This window comes from Cognatitamlana onchidii (genome assembly GCF_004804355.1).
In the GTDB taxonomy this organism is placed as follows: domain Bacteria; phylum Bacteroidota; class Bacteroidia; order Flavobacteriales; family Flavobacteriaceae; genus Cognatitamlana; species Cognatitamlana onchidii.
Genome location: NZ_SRWZ01000006.1, coordinates 100919 through 121475, shown reverse-complemented (window position 1 = coordinate 121475; position 20557 = coordinate 100919). Strand labels below are relative to the sequence as shown.

Annotated in this window: 20 protein-coding genes; 12 read left to right on the top strand and 8 right to left on the bottom strand. The window is 35.3% G+C overall.

All coding sequences use genetic code 11. From position 1 onward, the window contains the following. The first annotated feature begins 3 nt into the window (after positions 1 to 3). Genes E5D58_RS12090 through E5D58_RS12075 form a run of 4 tightly spaced genes read left to right on the top strand, consistent with a single transcriptional unit; the run spans position 4 to position 2050 of the window. On the top strand, positions 4 to 468 hold the full coding sequence (locus E5D58_RS12090) for a DUF1801 domain-containing protein (protein ID WP_136482131.1): 465 nt from the start codon (positions 4 to 6) through the stop codon (positions 466 to 468). Next, positions 465 to 851 carry a VOC family protein gene (locus E5D58_RS12085; RefSeq protein ID WP_136482130.1) on the top strand — a complete coding sequence of 129 codons (387 nt, stop codon included), beginning with the start codon at positions 465 to 467 and terminating at the stop codon, positions 849 to 851. The genes E5D58_RS12090 and E5D58_RS12085 overlap by 4 nt, the downstream gene beginning before the upstream one ends. 27 nt (positions 852 to 878) lie before the next feature. Beyond that, a complete protein-coding gene (locus E5D58_RS12080) occupies positions 879 to 1646 on the top strand; it encodes a sulfite exporter TauE/SafE family protein (RefSeq protein WP_136482129.1) in 768 nt (255 codons plus the stop codon). A gap of 56 nt (positions 1647 to 1702) precedes the next feature. Next, positions 1703 to 2050: a TM2 domain-containing protein gene (locus tag E5D58_RS12075; protein ID WP_136482128.1), complete on the top strand. Its 348-nt coding sequence runs from the start codon at positions 1703 to 1705 to the stop codon at positions 2048 to 2050. 75 nt (positions 2051 to 2125) lie between these two features. Here the strand turns inward: E5D58_RS12075 and E5D58_RS12070 are convergent, their stop codons facing one another. Further along, entirely contained in the window at positions 2126 to 2521 is a 396-nt protein-coding gene (locus E5D58_RS12070; RefSeq protein ID WP_136482127.1) for a DUF805 domain-containing protein, read from the bottom strand. A gap of 88 nt (positions 2522 to 2609) precedes the next feature. Here E5D58_RS12070 and E5D58_RS12065 point away from each other — a divergent pair, with 88 nt between their 5' ends. From E5D58_RS12065 to E5D58_RS12055, 3 genes are read left to right on the top strand one after another with little or no spacing between them, the layout of a single operon-like run. After that, complete coding sequence (locus E5D58_RS12065) at positions 2610 to 2933, top strand: ArsR/SmtB family transcription factor (RefSeq protein ID WP_136482126.1); 324 nt, start codon at positions 2610 to 2612, stop codon at positions 2931 to 2933. A gap of 37 nt (positions 2934 to 2970) precedes the next feature. Next, positions 2971 to 3462 (top strand): DUF6428 family protein, encoded by a 492-nt coding sequence (locus tag E5D58_RS12060; RefSeq protein ID WP_136482125.1) that lies wholly within the window; start codon positions 2971 to 2973, stop codon positions 3460 to 3462. A gap of 14 nt (positions 3463 to 3476) precedes the next feature. Further along, positions 3477 to 4091, top strand: coding sequence for an arsenate-mycothiol transferase ArsC (locus E5D58_RS12055; protein WP_136482124.1), 615 nt, complete (start codon positions 3477 to 3479; stop codon positions 4089 to 4091). 15 nt (positions 4092 to 4106) lie between these two features. On the opposite strand, the gene E5D58_RS12050 is transcribed toward E5D58_RS12055, so the two are convergent. The 4 genes from E5D58_RS12050 to E5D58_RS12035 are packed head-to-tail and all read right to left on the bottom strand — an operon-like array spanning position 4107 to position 8686. Further along, positions 4107 to 5114 carry a carboxypeptidase-like regulatory domain-containing protein gene (locus tag E5D58_RS12050; protein ID WP_136482123.1) on the bottom strand — a complete coding sequence of 336 codons (1008 nt, stop codon included), beginning with the start codon at positions 5112 to 5114 and terminating at the stop codon, positions 4107 to 4109. Beyond that, on the bottom strand, positions 5104 to 6933 hold the full coding sequence (locus E5D58_RS12045; protein WP_136482122.1) for a GNAT family N-acyltransferase: 1830 nt from the start codon (positions 6931 to 6933) through the stop codon (positions 5104 to 5106). Before E5D58_RS12045 ends, E5D58_RS12050 begins: the two co-directional genes overlap by 11 nt. A gap of 21 nt (positions 6934 to 6954) precedes the next feature. Further along, on the bottom strand, positions 6955 to 8205 hold the full coding sequence (locus E5D58_RS12040) for an aspartate kinase (RefSeq protein WP_136482121.1): 1251 nt from the start codon (positions 8203 to 8205) through the stop codon (positions 6955 to 6957). A 1-nt stretch (position 8206) separates the two neighbouring features. Further along, entirely contained in the window at positions 8207 to 8686 is a 480-nt protein-coding gene (locus tag E5D58_RS12035; protein ID WP_136482120.1) for a GNAT family N-acetyltransferase, read from the bottom strand. A 119-nt stretch (positions 8687 to 8805) separates the two neighbouring features. On the opposite strand from E5D58_RS12035, the gene fbp reads away from it, so the two are divergent. Next, positions 8806 to 9813, top strand: a complete 1008-nt coding sequence (gene fbp / locus E5D58_RS12030) for a class 1 fructose-bisphosphatase (protein ID WP_136482119.1) — start codon at positions 8806 to 8808, stop codon at positions 9811 to 9813. Between the two features lie 71 nt (positions 9814 to 9884). On the opposite strand, the gene E5D58_RS12025 is transcribed toward fbp, so the two are convergent. Continuing rightward, positions 9885 to 10514 (bottom strand): outer membrane beta-barrel protein, encoded by a 630-nt coding sequence (locus E5D58_RS12025; RefSeq protein WP_136482118.1) that lies wholly within the window; start codon positions 10512 to 10514, stop codon positions 9885 to 9887. Between the two features lie 195 nt (positions 10515 to 10709). Here E5D58_RS12025 and E5D58_RS12020 point away from each other — a divergent pair, with 195 nt between their 5' ends. The 4 genes from E5D58_RS12020 (at position 10710) to nadD (ending at position 13988) form a co-directional block, all read left to right on the top strand. Further along, a complete protein-coding gene (locus tag E5D58_RS12020) occupies positions 10710 to 11822 on the top strand; it encodes a BamA/TamA family outer membrane protein (RefSeq protein ID WP_136482117.1) in 1113 nt (370 codons plus the stop codon). A gap of 117 nt (positions 11823 to 11939) precedes the next feature. After that, the gene (locus tag E5D58_RS12015; RefSeq protein ID WP_136482116.1) at positions 11940 to 12797 is read left to right on the top strand and encodes a YicC/YloC family endoribonuclease; all 858 of its coding nucleotides are present in this window, start codon (positions 11940 to 11942) and stop codon (positions 12795 to 12797) included. A gap of 15 nt (positions 12798 to 12812) precedes the next feature. After that, on the top strand, positions 12813 to 13400 hold the full coding sequence (gmk, locus tag E5D58_RS12010; protein ID WP_235835910.1) for a guanylate kinase: 588 nt from the start codon (positions 12813 to 12815) through the stop codon (positions 13398 to 13400). A 9-nt stretch (positions 13401 to 13409) separates the two neighbouring features. Next, on the top strand, positions 13410 to 13988 hold the full coding sequence (nadD, locus tag E5D58_RS12005) for a nicotinate (nicotinamide) nucleotide adenylyltransferase (RefSeq protein WP_136482115.1): 579 nt from the start codon (positions 13410 to 13412) through the stop codon (positions 13986 to 13988). Between the two features lie 76 nt (positions 13989 to 14064). Here nadD and E5D58_RS12000 read toward each other — a convergent pair whose 3' ends face one another. Together E5D58_RS12000 and gltB are read right to left on the bottom strand one after the other, a co-directional pair. Further along, positions 14065 to 15528 (bottom strand): glutamate synthase subunit beta, encoded by a 1464-nt coding sequence (locus E5D58_RS12000; RefSeq protein WP_136482114.1) that lies wholly within the window; start codon positions 15526 to 15528, stop codon positions 14065 to 14067. 5 nt (positions 15529 to 15533) lie between these two features. Next, entirely contained in the window at positions 15534 to 20048 is a 4515-nt protein-coding gene (gene gltB, locus E5D58_RS11995; RefSeq protein ID WP_235835909.1) for a glutamate synthase large subunit, read from the bottom strand. Positions 20049 to 20557 lie beyond the last annotated feature (509 nt).

Genomic DNA, 20557 nt, shown 5'->3' with positions numbered 1-20557 from the left:
GTTATGCAATATAAAGCCAGTTCACCAGAAGATTATATCAGCCAACTACCTCAAGAAAGGCAAGCACCTATTAAAAAATTAAGAGCGGTTATTCTTAAAAATTTACCGCCAGGATTTGAAGAAGGTATACAATACGGAATGATTGGGTATTATGTGCCGCATACCACCTATCCAGATGGGTATCATTGTAACCCAAAAGAACCCCTGCCATTTATGAACTTTGCCTCTCAAAAAAACTCTATCAACCTTTATCATAGCGGTATTTATGCTATCCCTGAACTTTATGATTGGTTTGTAGCAGAGTATCCGAAGCATTCAAAGCTTAAGCTAGATATGGGGAAAAGTTGTGTTCGCTTTAAAAAAATTGAAACTATTCCATATAGGCTTATTGCCGAATTGTGTCAAAAAATAACCGTAGAATCCTGGGTTGAAACCTATGAAAGTGTTATTAAAAACCGAAAGAAATGAAAAAGCGCGTTACGGGTCTTGGAGGACTCTTTTTTAAATCGAAAAACCCAAAGGCCACAAAAGATTGGTATAACAAACACCTAGGTTTTAATACTGATGATTGGGGGTGTACCTTTTGGTGGAAAGATGCTAACGGGAACTCATGCTCCACGCAATGGAGTCCATTTCAGGAGGATACCAAATATTTTCAACCTTCAAAAAAAGACTTTATGTTTAATTATCGGGTTGAGGATTTAGAGGCACTACTAAAGGTTTTAAAAGAAGAGGGCGTAACGGTGGTGGGAGACATAGAGGTCTATGATTATGGCAAATTTGGATGGATTTTGGATAATGAAGGCAATAAAATTGAGCTTTGGGAACCCATTGAGACCGCTTTTTTGTAGCTTCGCCATTCATTGAATTAAAAACCATTGGAGTATATTTCAGAAATTCTAACCCATTACAATTTAAGTGTTTCAGAATGGATTGCTGTAAGTTTTGCGGTGTTGTTGTTAGGACTTTCAAAAGCTGGACTTAAGGGTATAGGCATTATTATAGTCATTATCATGGCTTTTGTGTTTGGTGAAAAAGCTTCAACGGGTATTGTGTTAACGCAGCTTATCTGTGCTGATGTATTGGCGGTGACCTATTACAATAGGCATGCACAATGGAAATACATAAAAATACTATTGCCTTGGATGGTAGTTGGTGTTTTGGTTGGAGTTTGGGTAGGGAATGATATATCTGAGGCCCTATTTAAACGACTTATGGCGGTGGTTATTTTGGTCTCTGTAGTTATCATGTTTTATTCGGAACGCCGACAATCAAAAACGATTCCTTCGGGTAAACTATTTTCTACATCTACGGGGTTTTTAACAGGGTTTTCAACCATGATTGGCAATTTGGCTGGCCCCATTTCAAACATTTATTTCTTGGCTATGCGCTTTCCGAAAAATGAATTTATTGGTACGGCAGCCTGGTTGTTTTTTATTATTAACCTTTTCAAATTACCTTTCCATATTTTCGTTTGGAACACCGTAACCAAAGAGAGTTTAGTACTCAATGTAGTTTTAATTCCTATAGTGGTTTTGGGGTTTTATCTTGGGGTTTATGTGCTCAAGTTTATGTCTAATGTGAATTACAGACGTTTTATTTTGGTGATTACAGCCTTAGGTGGTTTAATGATGTTAGTAAGGTAACACATGGAAACACTATTTTTATTAAATTTAAGGATTAATCAAAAACAAATTATATTATGTCTGATGACAAGAATTTAAAAGACGATTTAAACGAAAAAGCTAAGGACTTTGCAGAAGAAGCAAAAGAAACGGCATCTGAGTTTGCTGAAAGTGCCAAGGAAACCTTTGGTTCTACAGATAATAAAAAAGTTATTGCAGGAATATTAGGTATTCTATTTGGTGGCCTAGGGATTCATAAATTTGTTTTAGGTTATAACAAGGAAGGGTTTATTTTGTTAATAGCCACAATTTTAACCTGTGGTTTTGCTAGTATTATTGGTTTTATAGAAGGCATTATTTACCTTACAAGATCGGATGCAGATTTTTACAACACCTATCAGGCTGGTAAAAAACCTTGGTTTTAAATACATCTGTAGATTAATATAAAAGCCTAGATATAGTAGTTACATCTAGGCTTTTATACAACGAAAAGTTATTAGTTATTCAGTACCTATCTGGTCAATTTCTTCGGCATTTGTTTTTGGGTTCGGCCCCCATTTATTAGATCCAGATTCACTATTAGTAACCATTAGCACGAACAGCCAAATTCCGCCTATTAGGGGAATTAAACTAATTAACAGCCACCAACCACTTTTGCCAATATCATGCAGACGGCGTACGGCAACTGCGAGACCTGGAATAAACAAAGCTAATCCATATAGCGCATAAATAGGCCCATATGGAATATCTCCAAAAGTTAGTCCAAATAGGTTGTCGAGAAGCAGAGCGGCTATGGCAAAGAGTAAATTAAATAAGATAAACATCCAATATTCTTTACGTCTTGCGCGTCCTGTAAAGTCTGCATATTGCTTTAAAACTTTTAAATACCAATTCATAAATAGTTTGATTTTTTAGTTAATATATCAAATATAGTTTTTAGTTTTCATTTTATTATCGTAATATTGCAATATATAAATTTAAAACATGGGGATTACCAAATCACAAATATTTACAGAAAGGCAAAATGATTTAGCCCAGTTTTTTAAAGTGTTAGGGCATCCAGCACGTGTGGCTATATTACAATATATAAGTAAGCAAAATGCCTGTATATGTAATGATTTAGTTGATGAGATTGGATTAGCTCAGGCTACTATTTCGCAACATTTAAAGGAGCTAAAAAGTATAGGATTACTTAAAGGTGAAGTTGAAGGTAAAAGTATGTGTTATTGTATTAATGTAGAACGTTGGACCGAACTTCAAAACGAATTAAATACTTTTTTTAATAAGACTAAATCTAACTGTTGTTAGATGTTTTAATAAAGCATAACTATAAAAAAGATATATTATGAAAACACTCGATTTTTTTAATCTTTTAGAAGGAAATAAGGAGAAATCTTTACTGTTCGAATATGCTCCAGGTTTATTGGTTGGGGCTAATTATCATATTACCGAAGTAAAACATGTTGTTGTCGATGCGATTGATTGCGGTTCGCAAGCAGATTCATGGAAGGAAACTATTGTACAACTGTGGGAGAGTCCTAAAGAAATTGGTAAAACCGAATACATGACTGTTTTTAAAGCCCTATCAATTCTTAAAAAAGTGGGAGCCATGAAACCGTACGTGCTAGATGCAGAATTAAAGCTGGAATATAGTAATAGCAACTTCCATACGGCACAAATGTTTGTAGACGATTACAATATACAGGGAAGTCATTTGATTGTTAAATTAGCAATTGAAAAAACGGATTGTAAAGCCAAAGAACTTTGTGGAGTTACAGAAGAAGAACAAGCTAAGAATGAAGCATCATGTTGCACACCAGGTAGTGGATGTTGCTAATACAATTTTAAAAAATGTTTGAACAGATTACAAACGAAATTAGCGCGTTAAATACGCAGCATGTGCCTGAAGAAAGGAAGAAAGTGCTTCAGCCACTTATTGATTATATCATAGAAAAGGAAAAGGACAATGCACCAATTTCATTGAATTTTATTTGCACACATAATTCTAGAAGAAGTCATTTGTCTCAAATATGGGCTCAAACGATGGCTGCTTATTATGGAGTAAAACAAGTTAATTGTTATTCTGGAGGAACTGAAGCCACCGCCATGTTTCCAAAAGTTGGGGAAACCTTGTCCAATCAAGGGTTTCAAATCTTAAAACTTTCAGAAGCGGAAAATCCGGTTTATGCGATTAAGTTTTCCGAGAATGCACCCGCCGTAATAGCTTTTTCAAAAGAGTTTGGGCATGCGTTTAATCCTGCTTCAGAGTTTGCGGCTATTATGACTTGTTCATCGGCCGATGAAGCATGCCCGATGGTTTTAGGGTGCGATAAGCGTATTGCAGTTACGTATGAGGATCCTAAAAAATCTGACGGGACCCCGCAACAAAACGACACTTATTTAGAACGTAGCAAACAGATTGCAACAGAGATGAAGTTTGTATTTTCAGCATTAAATAAAAGTTAGGAGTAGGCTAAATAATTACAATCCGTAATCAAAAGGTAACATTTCGCCAACACGCTTCTCGCCCATTGCGTCAGAGAAATGTACTTTATCGGCTTTTGTGTAGTTTCCAAACTGACCAACAAGAATGGAAGGTGTAACAAACTTAATTCTGGATATTTCCCAATTGTCAAATAATATGGTCACGGTTTTCTGCAAAGAAACACGTTTTAGGGTGGTATCACCTTCAGGTTTTAGTTCAAAATATTTCCAAGGGTTAACTTTAACACCTCTGTAAAATATTTGATATTTATTATCCTCAAACTGTTGTGCATATAAAGCGCGCATAAACTGCAACCTAGAACCGGCATAAGCCTTATTTCTATTTTTAATAGCTTTTTTCTCATTAAAATCCTCAAAGTTTTCGTAGTATGAATTACCTAAATAACTAACTGATTTTCCATCAAAAGCACGGTGCCTTGAGCTGGGAAGCGCAAATTTTAATGTAAACGAATTAAGATCGTAAATGACATGGTATTGTAATGCTTTGTTTTCAATATGTAATGGAGCTTTAGCGTGTGCTGTTAAAACTCTTTCTTTTTTATTATAACGAAGAATAAGATCATCTTCATTTAATATGGTACAAGATTTTCCAAACCGTGAGGATCCCAAAAATTCTCTTCTAAAAAACTTTAATTTTTGCTTTCGTGTTAATCCATCATTGGCGTTTACAACAACTTCATTTAATAGTTCATAATTTTCTTCAAGAAAAACGGTGACAGTATCCTTTTCTCTGTAATTATTTATAATTTGTTTTTTGTAACCTAAAAAAGATATGACTAATGGTGATTTTATGGTGTCTGAATATTTGATGGCAAATTCGCCTTTGGCATTAGTAATTACACCAAAAGTTGTATTATCAAAATATATAGTAGCCGATTCAATTGGAGATTTAGTTTTAGCCTCTAAAACAGTACCTTTTATAATCTGGCAATAACCCCATAGACTATTTAGTAAAAAAAATAGAAGACAGTATTTAATGTTCATTATTTCCAGTGAATTTCCGTTCTAGCTCGGCTTGAAATTCTTCCATCACTGGACGCACAGTGCTTTCGGGTAAATCGGCAATTTTTATATACATCAAACCATCAACGGCATTATTAAAAAGAGGATCAACATTAAAGGCTACAAGTTTGGCATTTTGTTTTATATATTTTTTAAGTAATACAGGAAGTCTTAATGCTCCTGGCTCTATCTCGTCAATAATCTTGTCGAACTTATTTAAATCGGCTTCGGTTTCGTCAAAAACGAAATCCTTATCAGCATCTTTTAATTTAACCTTAAATTCCTTTTTAGGATGCACATATTGAGCAATATAAGGGTCGTAGTAATGTGATTTCATAAACTCAATCATTAAGGATTTTGAGAAATTTGAAAATTGATTACTTATGCTTACGCCTCCAATTAAATATTGATGCTCTGGGTGTCTTAGGGTGGTATGTACAATCCCTTTCCACAGTAAAAATAGAGGCATTGGTTTTTGTTGGTACTCTTTAATAATAAAGGCTCGTCCCATTTCTATAGATTGACTCATCATTTTATAGAGTTCAGGTTCAAACCTAAATAAATCTTGCAAGTAAAAGCCATCTATCCCATATTGCTTAAATATCCTTGAGCCTAATCCCATTCTATAGGCACCAGCAAGAACATTATTTTGGTTATCCCATAAAAACATATGGTGGTAATAATTGTCAAAATTATCTAAATCTATGGCTTCATTGGTGCCTTCACCTACTTCCCTAAAGGTAATCTCTCTTAATCTACCAATTTCTCTTAGAATGTTAGGAATGCTTTTGGCAGGAGCTAAAAACACTTCGTAGTTTTTGCTTTCTAAAAGTCTAGAGTCTGTTTTTCTTAAGGTTTCTAACTCTTTAATCATTAGGTCTTGCGATACTGGCGTCACAATACTTTTGGGAGGTTTTGGAGCCTTTAATGTTGAAGAAATGTTATCCAATATTTTGGGTTTATCTTCATACGCATTAGAGAGCATATAGGTTTTACGTCTTAAAAATTCTGTAAATTCTTCCAAAGATTGATGCTCTTTTTGATCTTCTACAGAAATAGGTTTGCCTATCCTTACTTTAATGGTTCTTCGCTTTTGCGTAAGCAACTCTGAAGGAAGTTTTGCCGTTCTAAATGTGTCGCTTATTTTAGAAAGCTGATAAAACAGCCTGCTGTTTTTTGCATGAAAATATATTGGAACCACTGGTACTTTTGCCTTTTGTACCAATTTCATGGCGGTTTCTTCCCAGGGTCTATCTACAACCAATTTGCCGTCTCGATAGGTAGAGACTTCACCTGCAGGAAAGATGCCTAAGGGGTGCCCGCTTCTTAAATGTAGAATCGCATTTTTAAACCCTGCAATGCTTGATTTGACATCCTTTCTGTCTTCAAAAGGATTAACAGGCATAATATAAGGTTTCATAGGTTCAATTCTATGGAGCAAAAAATTAGCTATAATTTTAAAGTCTGTTCGCTGTTCTAGCATTAATTTTAAAAGTAAAATACCATCAATACCTCCAAGGGGATGATTGGAAATAGTAATAAAAGGCCCTTCTTTTGGAATACGTTTTAAATCCTCCTCAGGTATTTCAAATTTTATCTGGAAATCGCCTAAAATGCCATTAAGAAATGGAATATGACTTAAATGTTTATTCCGTTTATATATTTTATTGAGGGTTGATATTTTAAGAACTTTCATTAGTAGCCAGCCAACAAATGTTCCAATAAAACCATATCGTTCTAGCTGAATGGCTTTTGCAACTTCTTTGGCATTTACTAACCCTACATCTTGTTGTTTACTCATGTTTGTAAATGTACTAAATGTTTACCTAGTTACCATTTGAAAGGTTTCCTGTGTTAATTGCTTCAACAAAATGGTTTTACCTCTTTCAATATCGTTAATAGCCTTTTCCGTATAATGCCTAATAGTATAAAGCGATACATTATCATAGCAGGTAACTTTAAACTTAGCTTTTAATTGTTGTAAGAGTGTATCCAAATTATTATAAATATTATCTACACAAACAGAAAAGCTAATAGCTGAGTTTTGGATAAGATCTACCTTCATTTTATTAGTGTGTAAAAGTCTAAAAATTTCACTAATGTTATCTTCTACCATGTAAGAGAAATCTAAGGAAGAAACAGATATGAGTACTTGTTTTTTCTTAACGATAAAGCAAGGTACGAGTGGCTCTAATGGGGCATTTTTTCCTATGTGGGACCCTTGTGCTTCTGGTTTAAAAAAGGGTTTCACGTATAAAGGGATTTCTTTTCGTTGCAGAGGTTGCAATGTTTTTGGATGTATTACTGAGGCGCCATAAAAGGCCAACTCGATAGCTTCTCTGTAAGATATTTTATTGAGCAACTGCGTATTTTTAAAATACCTTGGATCGGCATTAAGAACTCCGGGTACATCTTTCCAAACAGTAACACCTTTAGCATTAAGGCAATAGGCGTAAATAGCTGCCGTATAATCACTTCCTTCCCTTCCAAGTGTTGTGGTAAAATTATTGGCGTCGCTTCCTAAAAATCCTTGTGTAATGTTTAAATTCTTAGTGTTGAGAGTGCTTAAAATTATTTTTTTCGTGTTTTCCCAATTAACATGAGCGCTTCGGTAATAGTTATCAGTTTTTATATGGTTTCTAGAATCAACCCAGTTGTTTTTTAAACCTATTTGGTTAAGATATTCGGCAACTATTTTTGTTGAAACCAATTCGCCGTAGGGTATAACTTGATCATACACAAAGTTGTAATCAGGCGATTTATTAGTTTTTAAAAACGTGTCTAATTCCAAAAAAAGAGCAGATATCTTTTTGAAGATGGGATGTGTTTGGTTTTCAAATAAATTATGAAGAATTTCAGAATGATATTGTTTTACTTCTTGCAAAGAATTTTGAAGCTCCTGTTTGTTATTAAAATAATGCTTAACAACCAGTTCTAAGGCATTGGTAGTTTTTCCCATCGCAGAAATTACTACTAATGTGTTTTTGTAACCTACTTTTTGTAATACTGACGCAAGATTTCTTACACCATTAGCATCTTTTACAGAAGCGCCTCCAAATTTGAATATTTGCATGTTACAAATTAGCTATGTAGTTTTCTATGGCTTCTTTATTGAGTTGAACAACATTCCAATCGCGCATCACATGGGCTCCTTTTTTTTCATAGAAAGCAATAGCAGGTTCATTCCAATCTAATACTTCCCAATTAATGCGTCTTACACCAAGATTATGACCGTATTTAATAACTTCGTCTAATAAGGCTGTGCCTATACCAGTGCCTCGCATAGATTTACTTACAATTAAATCTTCCAAGTGAATGGCCTTTCCTTTCCAAGTAGAATATCTATTGTAAATGAGAGCGATACCCATTATTTTAGAATTAACTTCTGCAACAAAACAATGAAAAGCTGGGGTGTCTCCAAAGCCATCAAGCTCAAGGTCTTTAACTGTAATTTCAACTGCTTCAGGTTCTTTTTCAAATATAGCCAGTTCTTTAATTAAATCATGAACTTCTGGCATATCTGTTTTTTGGGCGTTTCTAATTATAAAATCCATAGTTGTACTAAATCGTTCAAATATAGTTTAAAGTTAAATATATTTTGTGTTTAAGACTTCCGAAAACGATGTAGTTTACTAAAAATTGTAGATATTTGTAAAAATCAAAACAAACTAACATGACGCATAAAAAACAGACCTTAGGCGAGTTTATTATTGAAAACCAAACCTCTTTTCAATATTCCTCAGGAGAATTATCAAGCTTACTAAATTCCATCAGACTGGCAGCTAAGATTGTAAATCATGAGGTAAATAAGGCAGGATTAGTTGATATTATAGGTGCTGCTGGCGACACTAATATTCAAGGAGAAGATCAGCAAAAATTGGATGTGTATGCTAATGAAAAGTTTATACAAACTTTAACTAAAAGAAATATTGTTTGCGGTATTGCTAGTGAGGAGGAGGATGATTTTATAACCATTAATAGTCAAGACGAAAATCATCAGAATAAATATGTGGTTTTAATTGATCCCTTGGATGGATCATCAAACATTGATGTTAACGTATCTGTGGGGACTATATTTTCAATTTATAGACGTGTTACACCGGTGGGAACACCTGTTCAACTTGAAGATTTTCTTCAAAAAGGAAGTGAACAAGTAGCTGCTGGGTATGTGGTTTATGGAACCTCTACCATGTTGGTATATACTACTGGAGATGGTGTAAATGGATTTACTTTAAATCCAGCCATAGGATCTTTTTACCTCTCACACCCTAGAATGCAGTTCCCAGAAGATGGACAAATTTATTCAGTGAATGAAGGGAACTATATTCATTTTCCGCAAGGTGTAAAAAACTATATTAAGTATTGTCAGGAGGAAGAGGGCGATAGGCCTTATACTTCAAGATATATTGGGTCTTTGGTTTCAGATTTTCATAGAAATATGATTAAAGGAGGGATTTACTTGTATCCACAGAGTTCAAAAAACCCAAATGGAAAATTACGTTTGTTATATGAGTGTAATCCTATGGCTTTTTTAGCAGAACAAGCTAATGGGAAATCTAGCGATGGGTATACAAGAACCATGGATATAGAGCCAACAGAATTGCACCAAAGAGTACCCTTTATATGTGGTAGTAAAAATATGGTTGAAAAAGCCGAAGAGTTTATGCGTAACATGTTATAACTCTATAAAAACTAAAAAATGCTAACCTCAATCAAGGTTAGCATTTTTGTTTTCATTCTATATCTGGTTTATTAAAACCTAAAGCCTAAATTTAAGTAACCTTGGTTGGGGTTAGAATTTACGGTGTTTATCATATCGTCAAATCCGTAATTATACCCAAGTTCTACAAAAAAGAAGGCAATGTCTACACCAACACCCAGCTGTCCATAAAAAATAAAATCTTCTAGGTTATCAGTTGTTATATCATCAATATTCTCTACACTTTTTGAGGTGGTAAAAGAGGGTATGCCACTTACAAACACCCGTACTCCAACTAGTCTATCTGCAAAAGAGGTTAAGTTAACCCCAAGAGAAACAGGTACATCAATCGCCGTAGTTTTAAAACTAAAAGTGTCACTAGAATCGAATGCATCTGTAAAATCGTAAGGCCTGTTATTTAGGCGCGCTCCAATTTCATAGTAGAAAAAGCGACCTCTCTTGTAAGAAAGGCCTAGGTTATAACCAATGGTTAAATCTGATGTGGTTTGGGTTTTGGTGTCTAAATTAAGTCCATTAAAATTAACACCAGCCGATATTTTAAATGAGCTTCTTGCCTTACGTTCTTTTTTTTCTTGAATATCGCCATTTTGGGCAAAGGCCATATTAGAAAGCCCACAAAAAAGAATCATAAAAAAAGTTAGGTATGTTGTGGTATGTTTCATTTTGGTGTAAGTTTTATTTAAGCTAAATATAAAACAATTTCAGCAAAGCCATTTAGAGTGGGTGAGCTGGTTAAATGGTGAGCTGGTTAAATTAAAGAATGACCGTATGCATGCAATTAGTTTTAAAACGTATTCTTGTTCTGGGTTGAAGTATTTTACTAACTTCGTTTTTCGATCAAACATTTAAAAAAAGTCATGTTCAATATTAATAGAACGCTTAATTTTTCTGTAAATAGAAACTTGTGCTATGTCATTTTTTTTATAATGGTTATAGGTTTTAAAGGTTTTTCGCAAAAGAAAAATGATTCTATTAAAAAGGTCAATTTTGCAGGGATTCCCATTATAAATTATAGTAATGCCATTGGTCTAAGTGCTGGGGTTATGGGACAAATGTTTTATAAAGTAAATGCAAAAGATACTATTTCGCCTACATCGTCCACAGGCGTTTTTGGAATGTACTCAACAAATAACACGTTTTTTGCTGCAGCGTTTCAAAAACTATATTTAAATGAAGATAGGTGGCGACTCATGTTTGGTATAGGTCTGGGAAATATTAATTATCAGTATTGGCAGGAAATTCCAACTATTGGCGGTGATTTTATTGGGTTTAATACAAGGGCAGAGTTTGCAATGCTAAAGGTAGAACGAAAAATTATAGGCAAATTGTATGGAGGTGTAAGAACTGTAATATCTACTAGTAAGACGGATTTTGATCTCCCCGATTTTTTACCGCCAGAACTATTAACCGACGAGCGGCGCATGAATAGTTTGGGATATCTATTTAATTACGACGAGCGTGATAATCAGCTAAACCCATACAAGGGATTTAACGTGGAGTTTAAAAATGATTTCTTTAGAACATGGCTTAATAGCGAAGATAACTTTGAAAGTTTTGAGTTAACCTATAACCACTATTACCCCTTAAGCTCGGAAAGAAAAATTATAGCTACACGAGTACAGGCTTCTATAGCTACTGGCGATGTGCCTTTTCAAGGACAGAACGTAGTTGGTCAAGACGATATTAGAGGCTATTCTAACGGGAAGTACCGCGATAATCAGGTATATGCTATCCAATCTGAATACAGATGGCGTTTCGAGAATAAATTTGGTATGGTTGGTTTTTTTGGATTAGCGACGGCTGTTGAGAATTTTGCGGACTTAAGTAATGCAGAGATATTACCTGGTGGTGGTGTTGGGATTCGATATATGATGATCCCCAAAGAACGTATTAATATAGGTATTGATGTGGCAGCGGGAAAAGATGACTGGGGGTTGTATTTTAGAATTGGAGAGTCGTTTGGGAGGTAGCATTACGGTCATCTTAGAATAGATTATAAAAAATTGTTAGAAATAAAAGTTGCCTTACACATACTGTTTCTATCCTTATGGTTTTGTTACCTTTGCATAACTTAAACAATAGTATATATGATATATTCAATGACAGGTTATGGGAAATCTGTTTTGCAATTACCTACTAAAAAAGTCACTATAGAACTTAAATCTTTAAACAGTAAAAATTTAGATTTAAATGCCAGAATGCCCTCAATTTACAGAGAAAAGGAATTGAAGGTTAGAAAGGTTCTTGCCGATAAGTTAGTTCGTGGAAAAATTGATTTCTCGATATATGTGGAGGCTACCGCTGAAGATACCTCGACACAGATAAATAAGCCTGTTGTAAAGCAATATATAGCACAGCTTAAAGACCTTGTAGCTGGTGATGATGTTGAATTGCTTAAAATGGCAGTGCGTTTTCCCGATGCTTTAAATACCGTGAGAGAAGAGATCGATGAAGATGAATGGAAAGCCATTGAAACTGGAATTTATAAGGCCGTAGAAGATTTAACAGCTCATAGACTTGATGAGGGTAAGGTTCTAGAAAAGGACTTTAATAGTAGAGTAAGGACCATTACTAATATTTTGGAACAGGTTATTGCCATGGATCCCCAACGTATTGAAGGCGTTCGGGAACGCTTATTAAGAGGGGTTGAGGATTTAAAAGAAAAGTATGACGAAAACAGGTTTGAGCAAGAGCTGGTTTATTACATAGAGAAGTTCGATATCACAGAGGAGAAAGTTCGACTAAAAAATCATTTAAGTTATTTTACCGAATCAATAAACTCTCAGGAGTCCAATGGTAAAAAATTAGGGTTTATTAGTCAGGAAATGGGAAGAGAAATCAATACCATTGGTTCTAAAAGTAATTATGCACCCATGCAACAATTGGTTGTTCAAATGAAAGATGAACTTGAAAAAATTAAAGAACAGTTATTAAATGTACTCTAGTTAAAGTCATTTACAATGGAAAAGAATATGAAGAAAAAAGGAAAGCTCATTGTTTTTTCTGCTCCATCAGGCTCAGGAAAAACTACCATTGTTAGGCATCTTCTTAAAAATAAAGAGTTAAACCTGGAGTTTTCAATCTCTGCAACGTCTCGTGCAAAAAGGGGCACGGAAGAACACGGGAAAGATTATTACTTCCTATCTGCAGAAGAGTTTAAAAGTAAAATAAAAAGTGATGCTTTTTTGGAATGGGAAGAGGTATATCGCGATAATTTTTATGGGACTTTAAAAACAGAAGTGGAGCGTATTTGGGCTCAGGGCAAGAACGTTATTTTTGATATTGATGTGTCTGGCGGGCTTCGTATAAAAAGAAAGTTTCCTGAAGAAACGCTTGCCGTTTTTGTTAAACCTCCAAGTGTTGATGAATTAAAAATTCGTTTGAAAAAGAGAAAAACAGAGAGTGAAGATAAAATAAACATGCGTGTTGCCAAGGCGTCTGCAGAATTAGCAACATCGCCGTTATTTGATACCATTGTTGTGAATGATACTTTAGAACATGCTCTTGAAGAAGCTTATGAAAAAGTAAGTACGTTTATTAATTCATAACAAAGAAGCATGAAAATAGGCTTGTATTTTGGTTCTTTTAATCCTATTCATGTGGGTCACCTTATTATTGCTAACCATATTGCGGAGTTTAGTGATTTAGATCAGGTTTGGTTTGTTGTGACGCCGCATAATCCTTTTAAGAAAAAATCGACGTTATTAGATAATCATCAACGCTTAGAAATGGTATATAGAGCGACCAAAGATTATCCGCATCTAGAACCAAGCAGTATTGAATTTAATCTTCCGGAGCCTAATTACACAGTGAATACCTTGGCGTATTTAGAAGAAAAGTATCCCAGTCATGAGTTTTCTTTAATTATGGGAGAAGATAATTTAAAAAGCTTTCATAAGTGGAAAAACTATGAAGTTATTTTAGATCGTCATCATATTTATGTGTACCCAAGAATCTCTAAAGAGGAGGTAAAAACAGACTTTCATGATCATAAAAGAATTCATTTTATTGATGCGCCAGTCATGCAAATATCTTCTACGTTTATAAGAAAAGCCATAGCGGCTGGGAAAAACGTAAAACCTATGTTTCCAGAACCTGTTTGGGAGTATTTAGATCACATGAATTTTTATAAATAGCTATTTGTTGGTCTCTATAAAAACAAAAAGCGAACCATATAAGGTTCGCTTTTTATATATGCTTTAATATTACATCTTACATAGCAACTAAATCGCCAGACATATCTTTTGATGGTAAATTAGATTTACCCATTAAATATAAATCTACTTGTCTAGCGGCTTCTCTACCTTCAGAAATAGCCCATACAATCAACGATTGGCCGCGACGCATATCGCCTGCAGTAAAGATGTTAGGGATATTGGTTTGGTATTTGCCGTATTCCGCTTTGTAGTTAGAACGTGCATCGGTTTCTATGCCTAACTTGTCGGCTAAAGTGCTTTCTGGTCCAGTAAACCCAAGCGCTAATAAAGCTAATTCACAAGGCCAAGTTTTTTCAGTACCTTCAATTTCTACAAGCTGAGGACGCTGACCAGGAACCATTTTCCATTCTACATTAACCGTTTTTAATGCGGTTAATTTGCCGTTCTCATCGGTAACAAACTCTTTAGTGTTTATTAACCAATTGCGTTCTACACCTTCTTGATGAGAAGAAGAGGTTTTTAACTGAAGAGGCCAATACGGCCATGGTGTTGTTGGAGAACGATGCCCTGGTGGTTTAGGCATAATTTCAAAGTTTACTACAGATTTAGCTCCATGACGGTTTGAGGTTCCAATACAGTCAGATCCTGTATCACCACCACCAATTACAATCACGTTTTTATCTGTAGCCATTACTTGGTTTTCTACTTTTTTACCAAATAATACTTTTGTTTGCTGTGTTAAAAAATCCATGGCTTGAACCACACCATCGGCATCAATACCTGGTGTTGGCAAACTACGTCTTTCTGTAGCACCACCACAAAGCACAACAGCATCAAAGCTTTTTAATTCCTCAGTATCATAATTAACACCAACATTAACATTGGTCTTAAATGTGATGCCTTCGGCTTCCAAAATGGCAAGTCTACGGTCAATAATTTCTTTTTCCATTTTGAAATTAGGGATACCATAGCGTAATAGCCCCCCAATTTCATCATCACGTTCAAAAACGGTTACGGTATGCCCAGCTCTATTTAATTGTTGAGCAGCTGCCAATCCAGCAGGACCAGACCCAACAACAGCAATGGTTTTTCCTGTTCTTGTTTTTGGTGGTTGTGGTTTTATCCAACCCTCCTTAAAAGCACGTTCTACAATGTTTTTCTCAATATTTTCAATAGAAACAGGATCTTCAATAATACCTAGCACACAGGATTTTTCACAAGGCGCAGGGCATAGTCTGCCCGTAAATTCTGGGAAGTTATTTGTAGAGTGCAACAACCAAGAAGCTTTTTGCCATTCTCCTTGATGCACCATATGGTTAAAGTCTGGAATTAAATTACCAAGTGGACATCCACTATGGCAAAATGGAATTCCGCAATCCATACAACGCGATCCTTGCTTTGTTAACTCTGCTTCACTTAAGGGAACAGTAAATTCTTTATAATGTTTAACACGATCCTCAACTGGTGAGTATGTTTCATCTTGTCTTTCAAATTCTTTAAATCCGGTTACTTTACCCATGACAATTATGCTATTTCTAATTCTTCAACCATTACTTCTCCTTTTGCTAAACGCGCAAGGGCTTTTTTATACTCTATTGGCATCACTTTCACAAAGTTTCCTAAACTGGTATCCCAATCGGCTAATAATTCTTGGCCTTTGTTACTGTTAGTATACAGTGTGTGTTTTTCAATAGATGCTTTTAAGTCTGCTGCATCTTCTGAAGTGATATCTTCAAATTCAATGGTTTCCGTATTACATAAACCATTTACAAATTTGTTTTCTGGATCATAAACATAGGCTATACCTCCACTCATACCAGCAGCAAAGTTTCTACCTGTGTCTCCTAGAACGATTACTTTTCCTCCAGTCATGTACTCACAACAGTGATCACCTACACCTTCAACAACGGCACTGGCGCCCGAGTTTCTAACGGCAAAACGTTCTCCAGCAATACCATTTATATAGGCCTCGCCTTCAACAGCTCCAAATAAGCATACATTACCAACAATAATATTATGTTCTGCTATAAAATCGGCAGCGTCTGGTTTTTTAACAATAAGTTTGGCTCCAGACAGCCCTTTACCAAGGTAGTCGTTGGTATTGCCATCTACAGTAAATGTTAAACCATGAGCACCAAAGGCTCCAAAACTTTGCCCTGCAGAGCCTGTAAAACTAATATTTAAGGTGTCTTCAGGTAAGCCTAAATGGCCATAAATTTTTGAAATTTCGTTACTTACTATGGCTCCTACCGTTCTATCGATGTTTTTTATAGGGTATGAAAGGTTTGTTTTTTCCTTTCTATATAAAGCTCTATGAGAATCTTTTAGTATCGTAAAGTCAAGAACGTTATCTAAATTATGGTCTTGCGTTTCGGTATTGCGAACGGTAAGTTCTTTATATACAGATGGTCTATGCAAAATACTTGATAAATCTAGACCTTTAGCCTTATAGTGTTTAATAGCTTTGTTTGCATTAATTTTATGCGTTTGCCCAACCATTTCGGCCAGCGTTCTAAACCCTAATTGCGCCATAATTTTTCTTAATTCTTCAGCAACATAATAGAAGAAATTAATTACATGTTCTGGCGTGCCTTTAAAGTTTTTACGTAACTCTTTATCTTGAGTGGCAATACCAACTGGGCAGGTATTTAAATGACACTTACGCATCATTATACATCCAGAGGCAACAAGCGGAGCAGTAGCAAAGCCAAATTCTTCAGCTCCTAATAAGGCTGCAATGGCAACGTCTCGACCTGTTTTTAACTGACCATCGCACTCTACAACAATTCTACTTCTTAAGTTATTAAGTACAAGTGTTTGTTGTGCTTCAGATAAACCAAGCTCCCATGGTAGTCCGGCATGTTTAAGTGATGTAAGCGGAGAGGCTCCTGTACCACCATCGTAACCAGATATTAATACCACATCAGCTTTCGCTTTTGCTACACCAGCAGCAATAGTACCAACACCAACTTCTGATACTAGTTTTACGTTAACGCGTGCATCTCTATTCGCATTTTTTAAATCGAAGATTAGCTGTGCTAAATCTTCAATAGAGTAAATATCGTGATGAGGCGGTGGAGAAATTAATCCAACAAAAGGCGTTGAATTTCTTGCCGATGCAATCCAAGGTAGTACCTTTTCTCCAGGAAGTTGTCCTCCTTCTCCAGGTTTTGCACCTTGGGCCATTTTTATCTGAATCTCACGTGCATTGGTTAGGTAGTGTGAAGTTACTCCAAATCGTCCAGAAGCTACCTGTTTAATCGCCGAATTTCGGCTATCACCATTAACATCTTTCTGGAAACGTTTTCTGTCTTCACCACCTTCACCAGAGTTAGATTTACCTCCAATACGGTTCATGGCAATGGCAAGGTTTTCATGAGCTTCTCTTGAAATAGATCCGTAAGACATGGCGCCTGTTTTAAAACGCTTTACTATTTCTGTCCATGGCTCTACTTCATCAAGAGGGATAGGGTCTAAATTATCGAACTCAAATAGGCCACGAATAGTCATTAAGTTTTCAGACTGTTCATTGATAGTTTTTGAGTATACATCATAACTTTTCTGATCACTTAACCTCACGGCTTGCTGCAATTTAGCAACCGTTGTAGGATTAAACAAGTGTCTTTCGCCATTACGTCTCCAGCGGTAATCACCACCAATATTTAATCCTAATTTTTTGTCAACTTTGTTGTCAGGATAGGCCTGTTTATATCGTTGGTTGATTTCTTTTTCGATTTCATACAAACCAATACCTTCAACTCTTGAAGCTGTATAAGGGAAGTACTTTTCTACAAACTGAGAGTTAAAACCAACAATTTCAAAAATTTGTGAACCTCTATAAGAATGTAATGTCGAGATTCCAATTTTATTCATGATTTTAAGAATACCTTTACCTATGGCTTTATTAAAATTATCGACAGCCTTTTGCTCGTCCATACCTGTAATAAAGCCTTCTTTAACCTGCATTCTTATAATCTCATTCACCATATAAGGGTTAATGGCACTAGCACCATAACCAAATAAGGTAGCAAAATGATGTGGTTCGCGTGGCTCCGCAGACTCTATGATAATATCGAAATAAGAACGCTTACGTAAACGATTAAGTTGATGATTAACGTACGAACAGGCCAAAAGTGCTGGGATAGGTGCGTTTTCTTGATTTACACCTCTATCTGAAAGAATAATAATATTTGTTTTTCTTTCTAAAGCTTTTTCAACTTGTCTAACAATATCTTCAAGCGCATCTTCAAGACCATTTAAGCCTTGGGCTTTTGGATAAAGCATTTGAATAGTTTCTGCTTTAAAACTCTCTATCTTTATGGTTCTTATTTTTTCTAGATCGCCATTAGAAATAACAGGATTTTGAATTCGTAGTTTTCTACACTGTCTTTCTGTAATGCTAAAAATATTTCTGTCTTTACCAAGGTTTAAGCTAATATCGGTTACAATTTCTTCTCGAATACCGTCCAATGGAGGGTTGGTAACCTGAGCAAATAATTGCTTGAAATAGTTCGAAATAAGTTGAGGCCTGTCTGATAAAACGGCAAGCGGGGTATCAATTCCCATGGAGCCTAAGGCTTCTTTTCCTGCCACAGCCATTGGGGTGATAACTTCTTGAATATCCTCGAACGTATAGTTAAATAAACGTTGGCGTGTTTTTATGTCGATAGTTTCGATTGGACACGTTTCATTCGTGTAAGGAACGTCTCTTAAGTGTAAACGCGTTTTATCTAACCATGCTTTATAAGGTCTTTCAGAAACGATTTTTGTTTTAATCTCTTCATCTTCTATAATGCGACCTTCATTCATGTCTACCAAGAACATTTTTCCTGGTTCTAATCGTCCGTGTTCTTTTACATCTTCAGGGTCTACTTTTACAACGCCAATCTCTGAAGACATAATTAATTTACCACTTTTGGTTACGGTGTATCTTGATGGTCTTAATCCGTTTCTATCTAACAAGGCTCCAATGTAGTCTCCATCAGTAAAAGGTACTGAAGCTGGTCCATCCCAAGGCTCCATGATACAGCCGTTGTACTCATAAAACGCCTTTTTGTCGTCACTCATGGTTTTGTGTTTTTCCCATGCTTCAGGAATCATCATCATCATGATTTCTGGTAAAGATCTATCGGTATGTGTTAATAATTCAACAACCATATCCATAGATGCAGAATCCGATTTTCCAGGTAAAATAATCGGGAAAAGTTTGTCTATTTGAGGACCAAAGACATCACTTCTCATAATTTCTTCACGCACACGCATTCTACTTACGTTTCCGCGTAAGGTGTTAATTTCACCATTTTGACACATAAAGCGAAATGGTTGTGCCAACTCCCAAGTAGGCATGGTATTCGTTGAGAATCGCTGATGTACCAGAGCCAGTCTGGTTACAAGATCTTGCTGTTGTAAATCGGTATAATAAGGGCCAATATCTTCTGGCATAATAATGCCTTTGTAGATAATGGTTGTTGTCGATAAACTTGGTACGTAAAAATAATCACTTTCAGAGATTTTCGATTCTCTTATGGCATGCTCAGTAATTTTACGGGCAGCATATAATTTGGCCTTAAAAGTAGCCTCATCTATCGGGTCTGTTTTTCCAATAAAAAGTTGTTCTATATTAGGTTCTGAAGCCAAGGCTATTTGTCCTAATTGTGTAGAATCTACAGGGACTTTTCTCCAGCCTAAAATAGACAGGCCTTGCGCTTTTACTTCGGCTTCGAAAGTAGCTTTACAAAATTCATATTGGTTTTTTACTTTTGGTAAGAAAACCATACCAACAGCGTATTCTCTTTGTTCTGGAAGTGAAAACGCACAAACACGCTTAAAATAGTCATGAGGGATATCAATTAACAAACCAGCACCATCACCAGTTTTTCCATCAGCACTTACACCACCACGGTGCTCTAATTTTACTAGAATTTCTAAAGCATCATGGATGATTTGATTTGTCTTCTCTCCTTTAAGATTACAAATAAAACCGGCACCACAATTTTCATGTTCAAATTCCGGTAAATAAAGTCCTTGTTTCTTCAGCATAATCAACAAATATTGGTTTTAAAAACTTGAGTTGAAGCGCTAAGATACGCTCTACTTTTCGAATTACAATAAAGGCGTTTTCATTATTTCGATTTTAGAAGCTATCTCGAGATAAAAATAATTATATATCAATATTCCACCACTTTTTTAATAAATCATCAAATCATATTATATGGTGTTAAATGTAGATATCTGAATTTCTTGTATGGTTTTCTTGAATTCTTCAAAATTATATCAGTAATCCATGGAAAATACTGACAATAATTCAAATACTAGGTTTGTTGAAAAATCAAAAAACAACGAATTATTGTAAATACCCTTAAAAAAATAGGGGTAAAATTTTAATTTTAATAAAAGTTACACAAATACCCCTATTTTTTATGGGGGTTATGTGAATTTGATTTAGTTTTGACTCGTTCTTAAGGAAAAGTAAGCCTGTTAAAACAACCAAAAAAACAATAACAAACGATTTAGGCTTACTTAATTAAATAACTTAAAATGAAAACAAT

Bases quoted from the DNA above. Each gene is read 5' to 3' on its own strand.
- E5D58_RS12090 (WP_136482131.1), top strand. From the start codon at position 4: ATGCAATATAAAGCCAGTTCACCAGAAGATTATATCAGCCAACTACCT.
- E5D58_RS12085 (WP_136482130.1), top strand. From the start codon at position 465: ATGAAAAAGCGCGTTACGGGTCTTGGAGGACTCTTTTTTAAATCGAAA.
- E5D58_RS12075 (WP_136482128.1), top strand. From the start codon at position 1,703: ATGTCTGATGACAAGAATTTAAAAGACGATTTAAACGAAAAAGCTAAG.
- E5D58_RS12070 (WP_136482127.1), bottom strand. From the start codon at position 2,521: ATGAATTGGTATTTAAAAGTTTTAAAGCAATATGCAGACTTTACAGGA.
- E5D58_RS12065 (WP_136482126.1), top strand. From the start codon at position 2,610: ATGGGGATTACCAAATCACAAATATTTACAGAAAGGCAAAATGATTTA.
- E5D58_RS12060 (WP_136482125.1), top strand. From the start codon at position 2,971: ATGAAAACACTCGATTTTTTTAATCTTTTAGAAGGAAATAAGGAGAAA.
- E5D58_RS12055 (WP_136482124.1), top strand. From the start codon at position 3,477: ATGTTTGAACAGATTACAAACGAAATTAGCGCGTTAAATACGCAGCAT.
- E5D58_RS12050 (WP_136482123.1), bottom strand. From the start codon at position 5,114: ATGAACATTAAATACTGTCTTCTATTTTTTTTACTAAATAGTCTATGG.
- E5D58_RS12045 (WP_136482122.1), bottom strand. From the start codon at position 6,933: ATGAGTAAACAACAAGATGTAGGGTTAGTAAATGCCAAAGAAGTTGCA.
- E5D58_RS12040 (WP_136482121.1), bottom strand. From the start codon at position 8,205: ATGCAAATATTCAAATTTGGAGGCGCTTCTGTAAAAGATGCTAATGGT.
- E5D58_RS12035 (WP_136482120.1), bottom strand. From the start codon at position 8,686: ATGGATTTTATAATTAGAAACGCCCAAAAAACAGATATGCCAGAAGTT.
- fbp (WP_136482119.1), top strand. From the start codon at position 8,806: ATGACGCATAAAAAACAGACCTTAGGCGAGTTTATTATTGAAAACCAA.
- E5D58_RS12025 (WP_136482118.1), bottom strand. From the start codon at position 10,514: ATGAAACATACCACAACATACCTAACTTTTTTTATGATTCTTTTTTGT.
- E5D58_RS12020 (WP_136482117.1), top strand. From the start codon at position 10,710: ATGTTCAATATTAATAGAACGCTTAATTTTTCTGTAAATAGAAACTTG.
- E5D58_RS12015 (WP_136482116.1), top strand. From the start codon at position 11,940: ATGATATATTCAATGACAGGTTATGGGAAATCTGTTTTGCAATTACCT.
- gmk (WP_235835910.1), top strand. From the start codon at position 12,813: ATGGAAAAGAATATGAAGAAAAAAGGAAAGCTCATTGTTTTTTCTGCT.
- nadD (WP_136482115.1), top strand. From the start codon at position 13,410: ATGAAAATAGGCTTGTATTTTGGTTCTTTTAATCCTATTCATGTGGGT.
- E5D58_RS12000 (WP_136482114.1), bottom strand. From the start codon at position 15,528: ATGGGTAAAGTAACCGGATTTAAAGAATTTGAAAGACAAGATGAAACA.
- gltB (WP_235835909.1), bottom strand. From the start codon at position 20,048: ATGCTGAAGAAACAAGGACTTTATTTACCGGAATTTGAACATGAAAAT.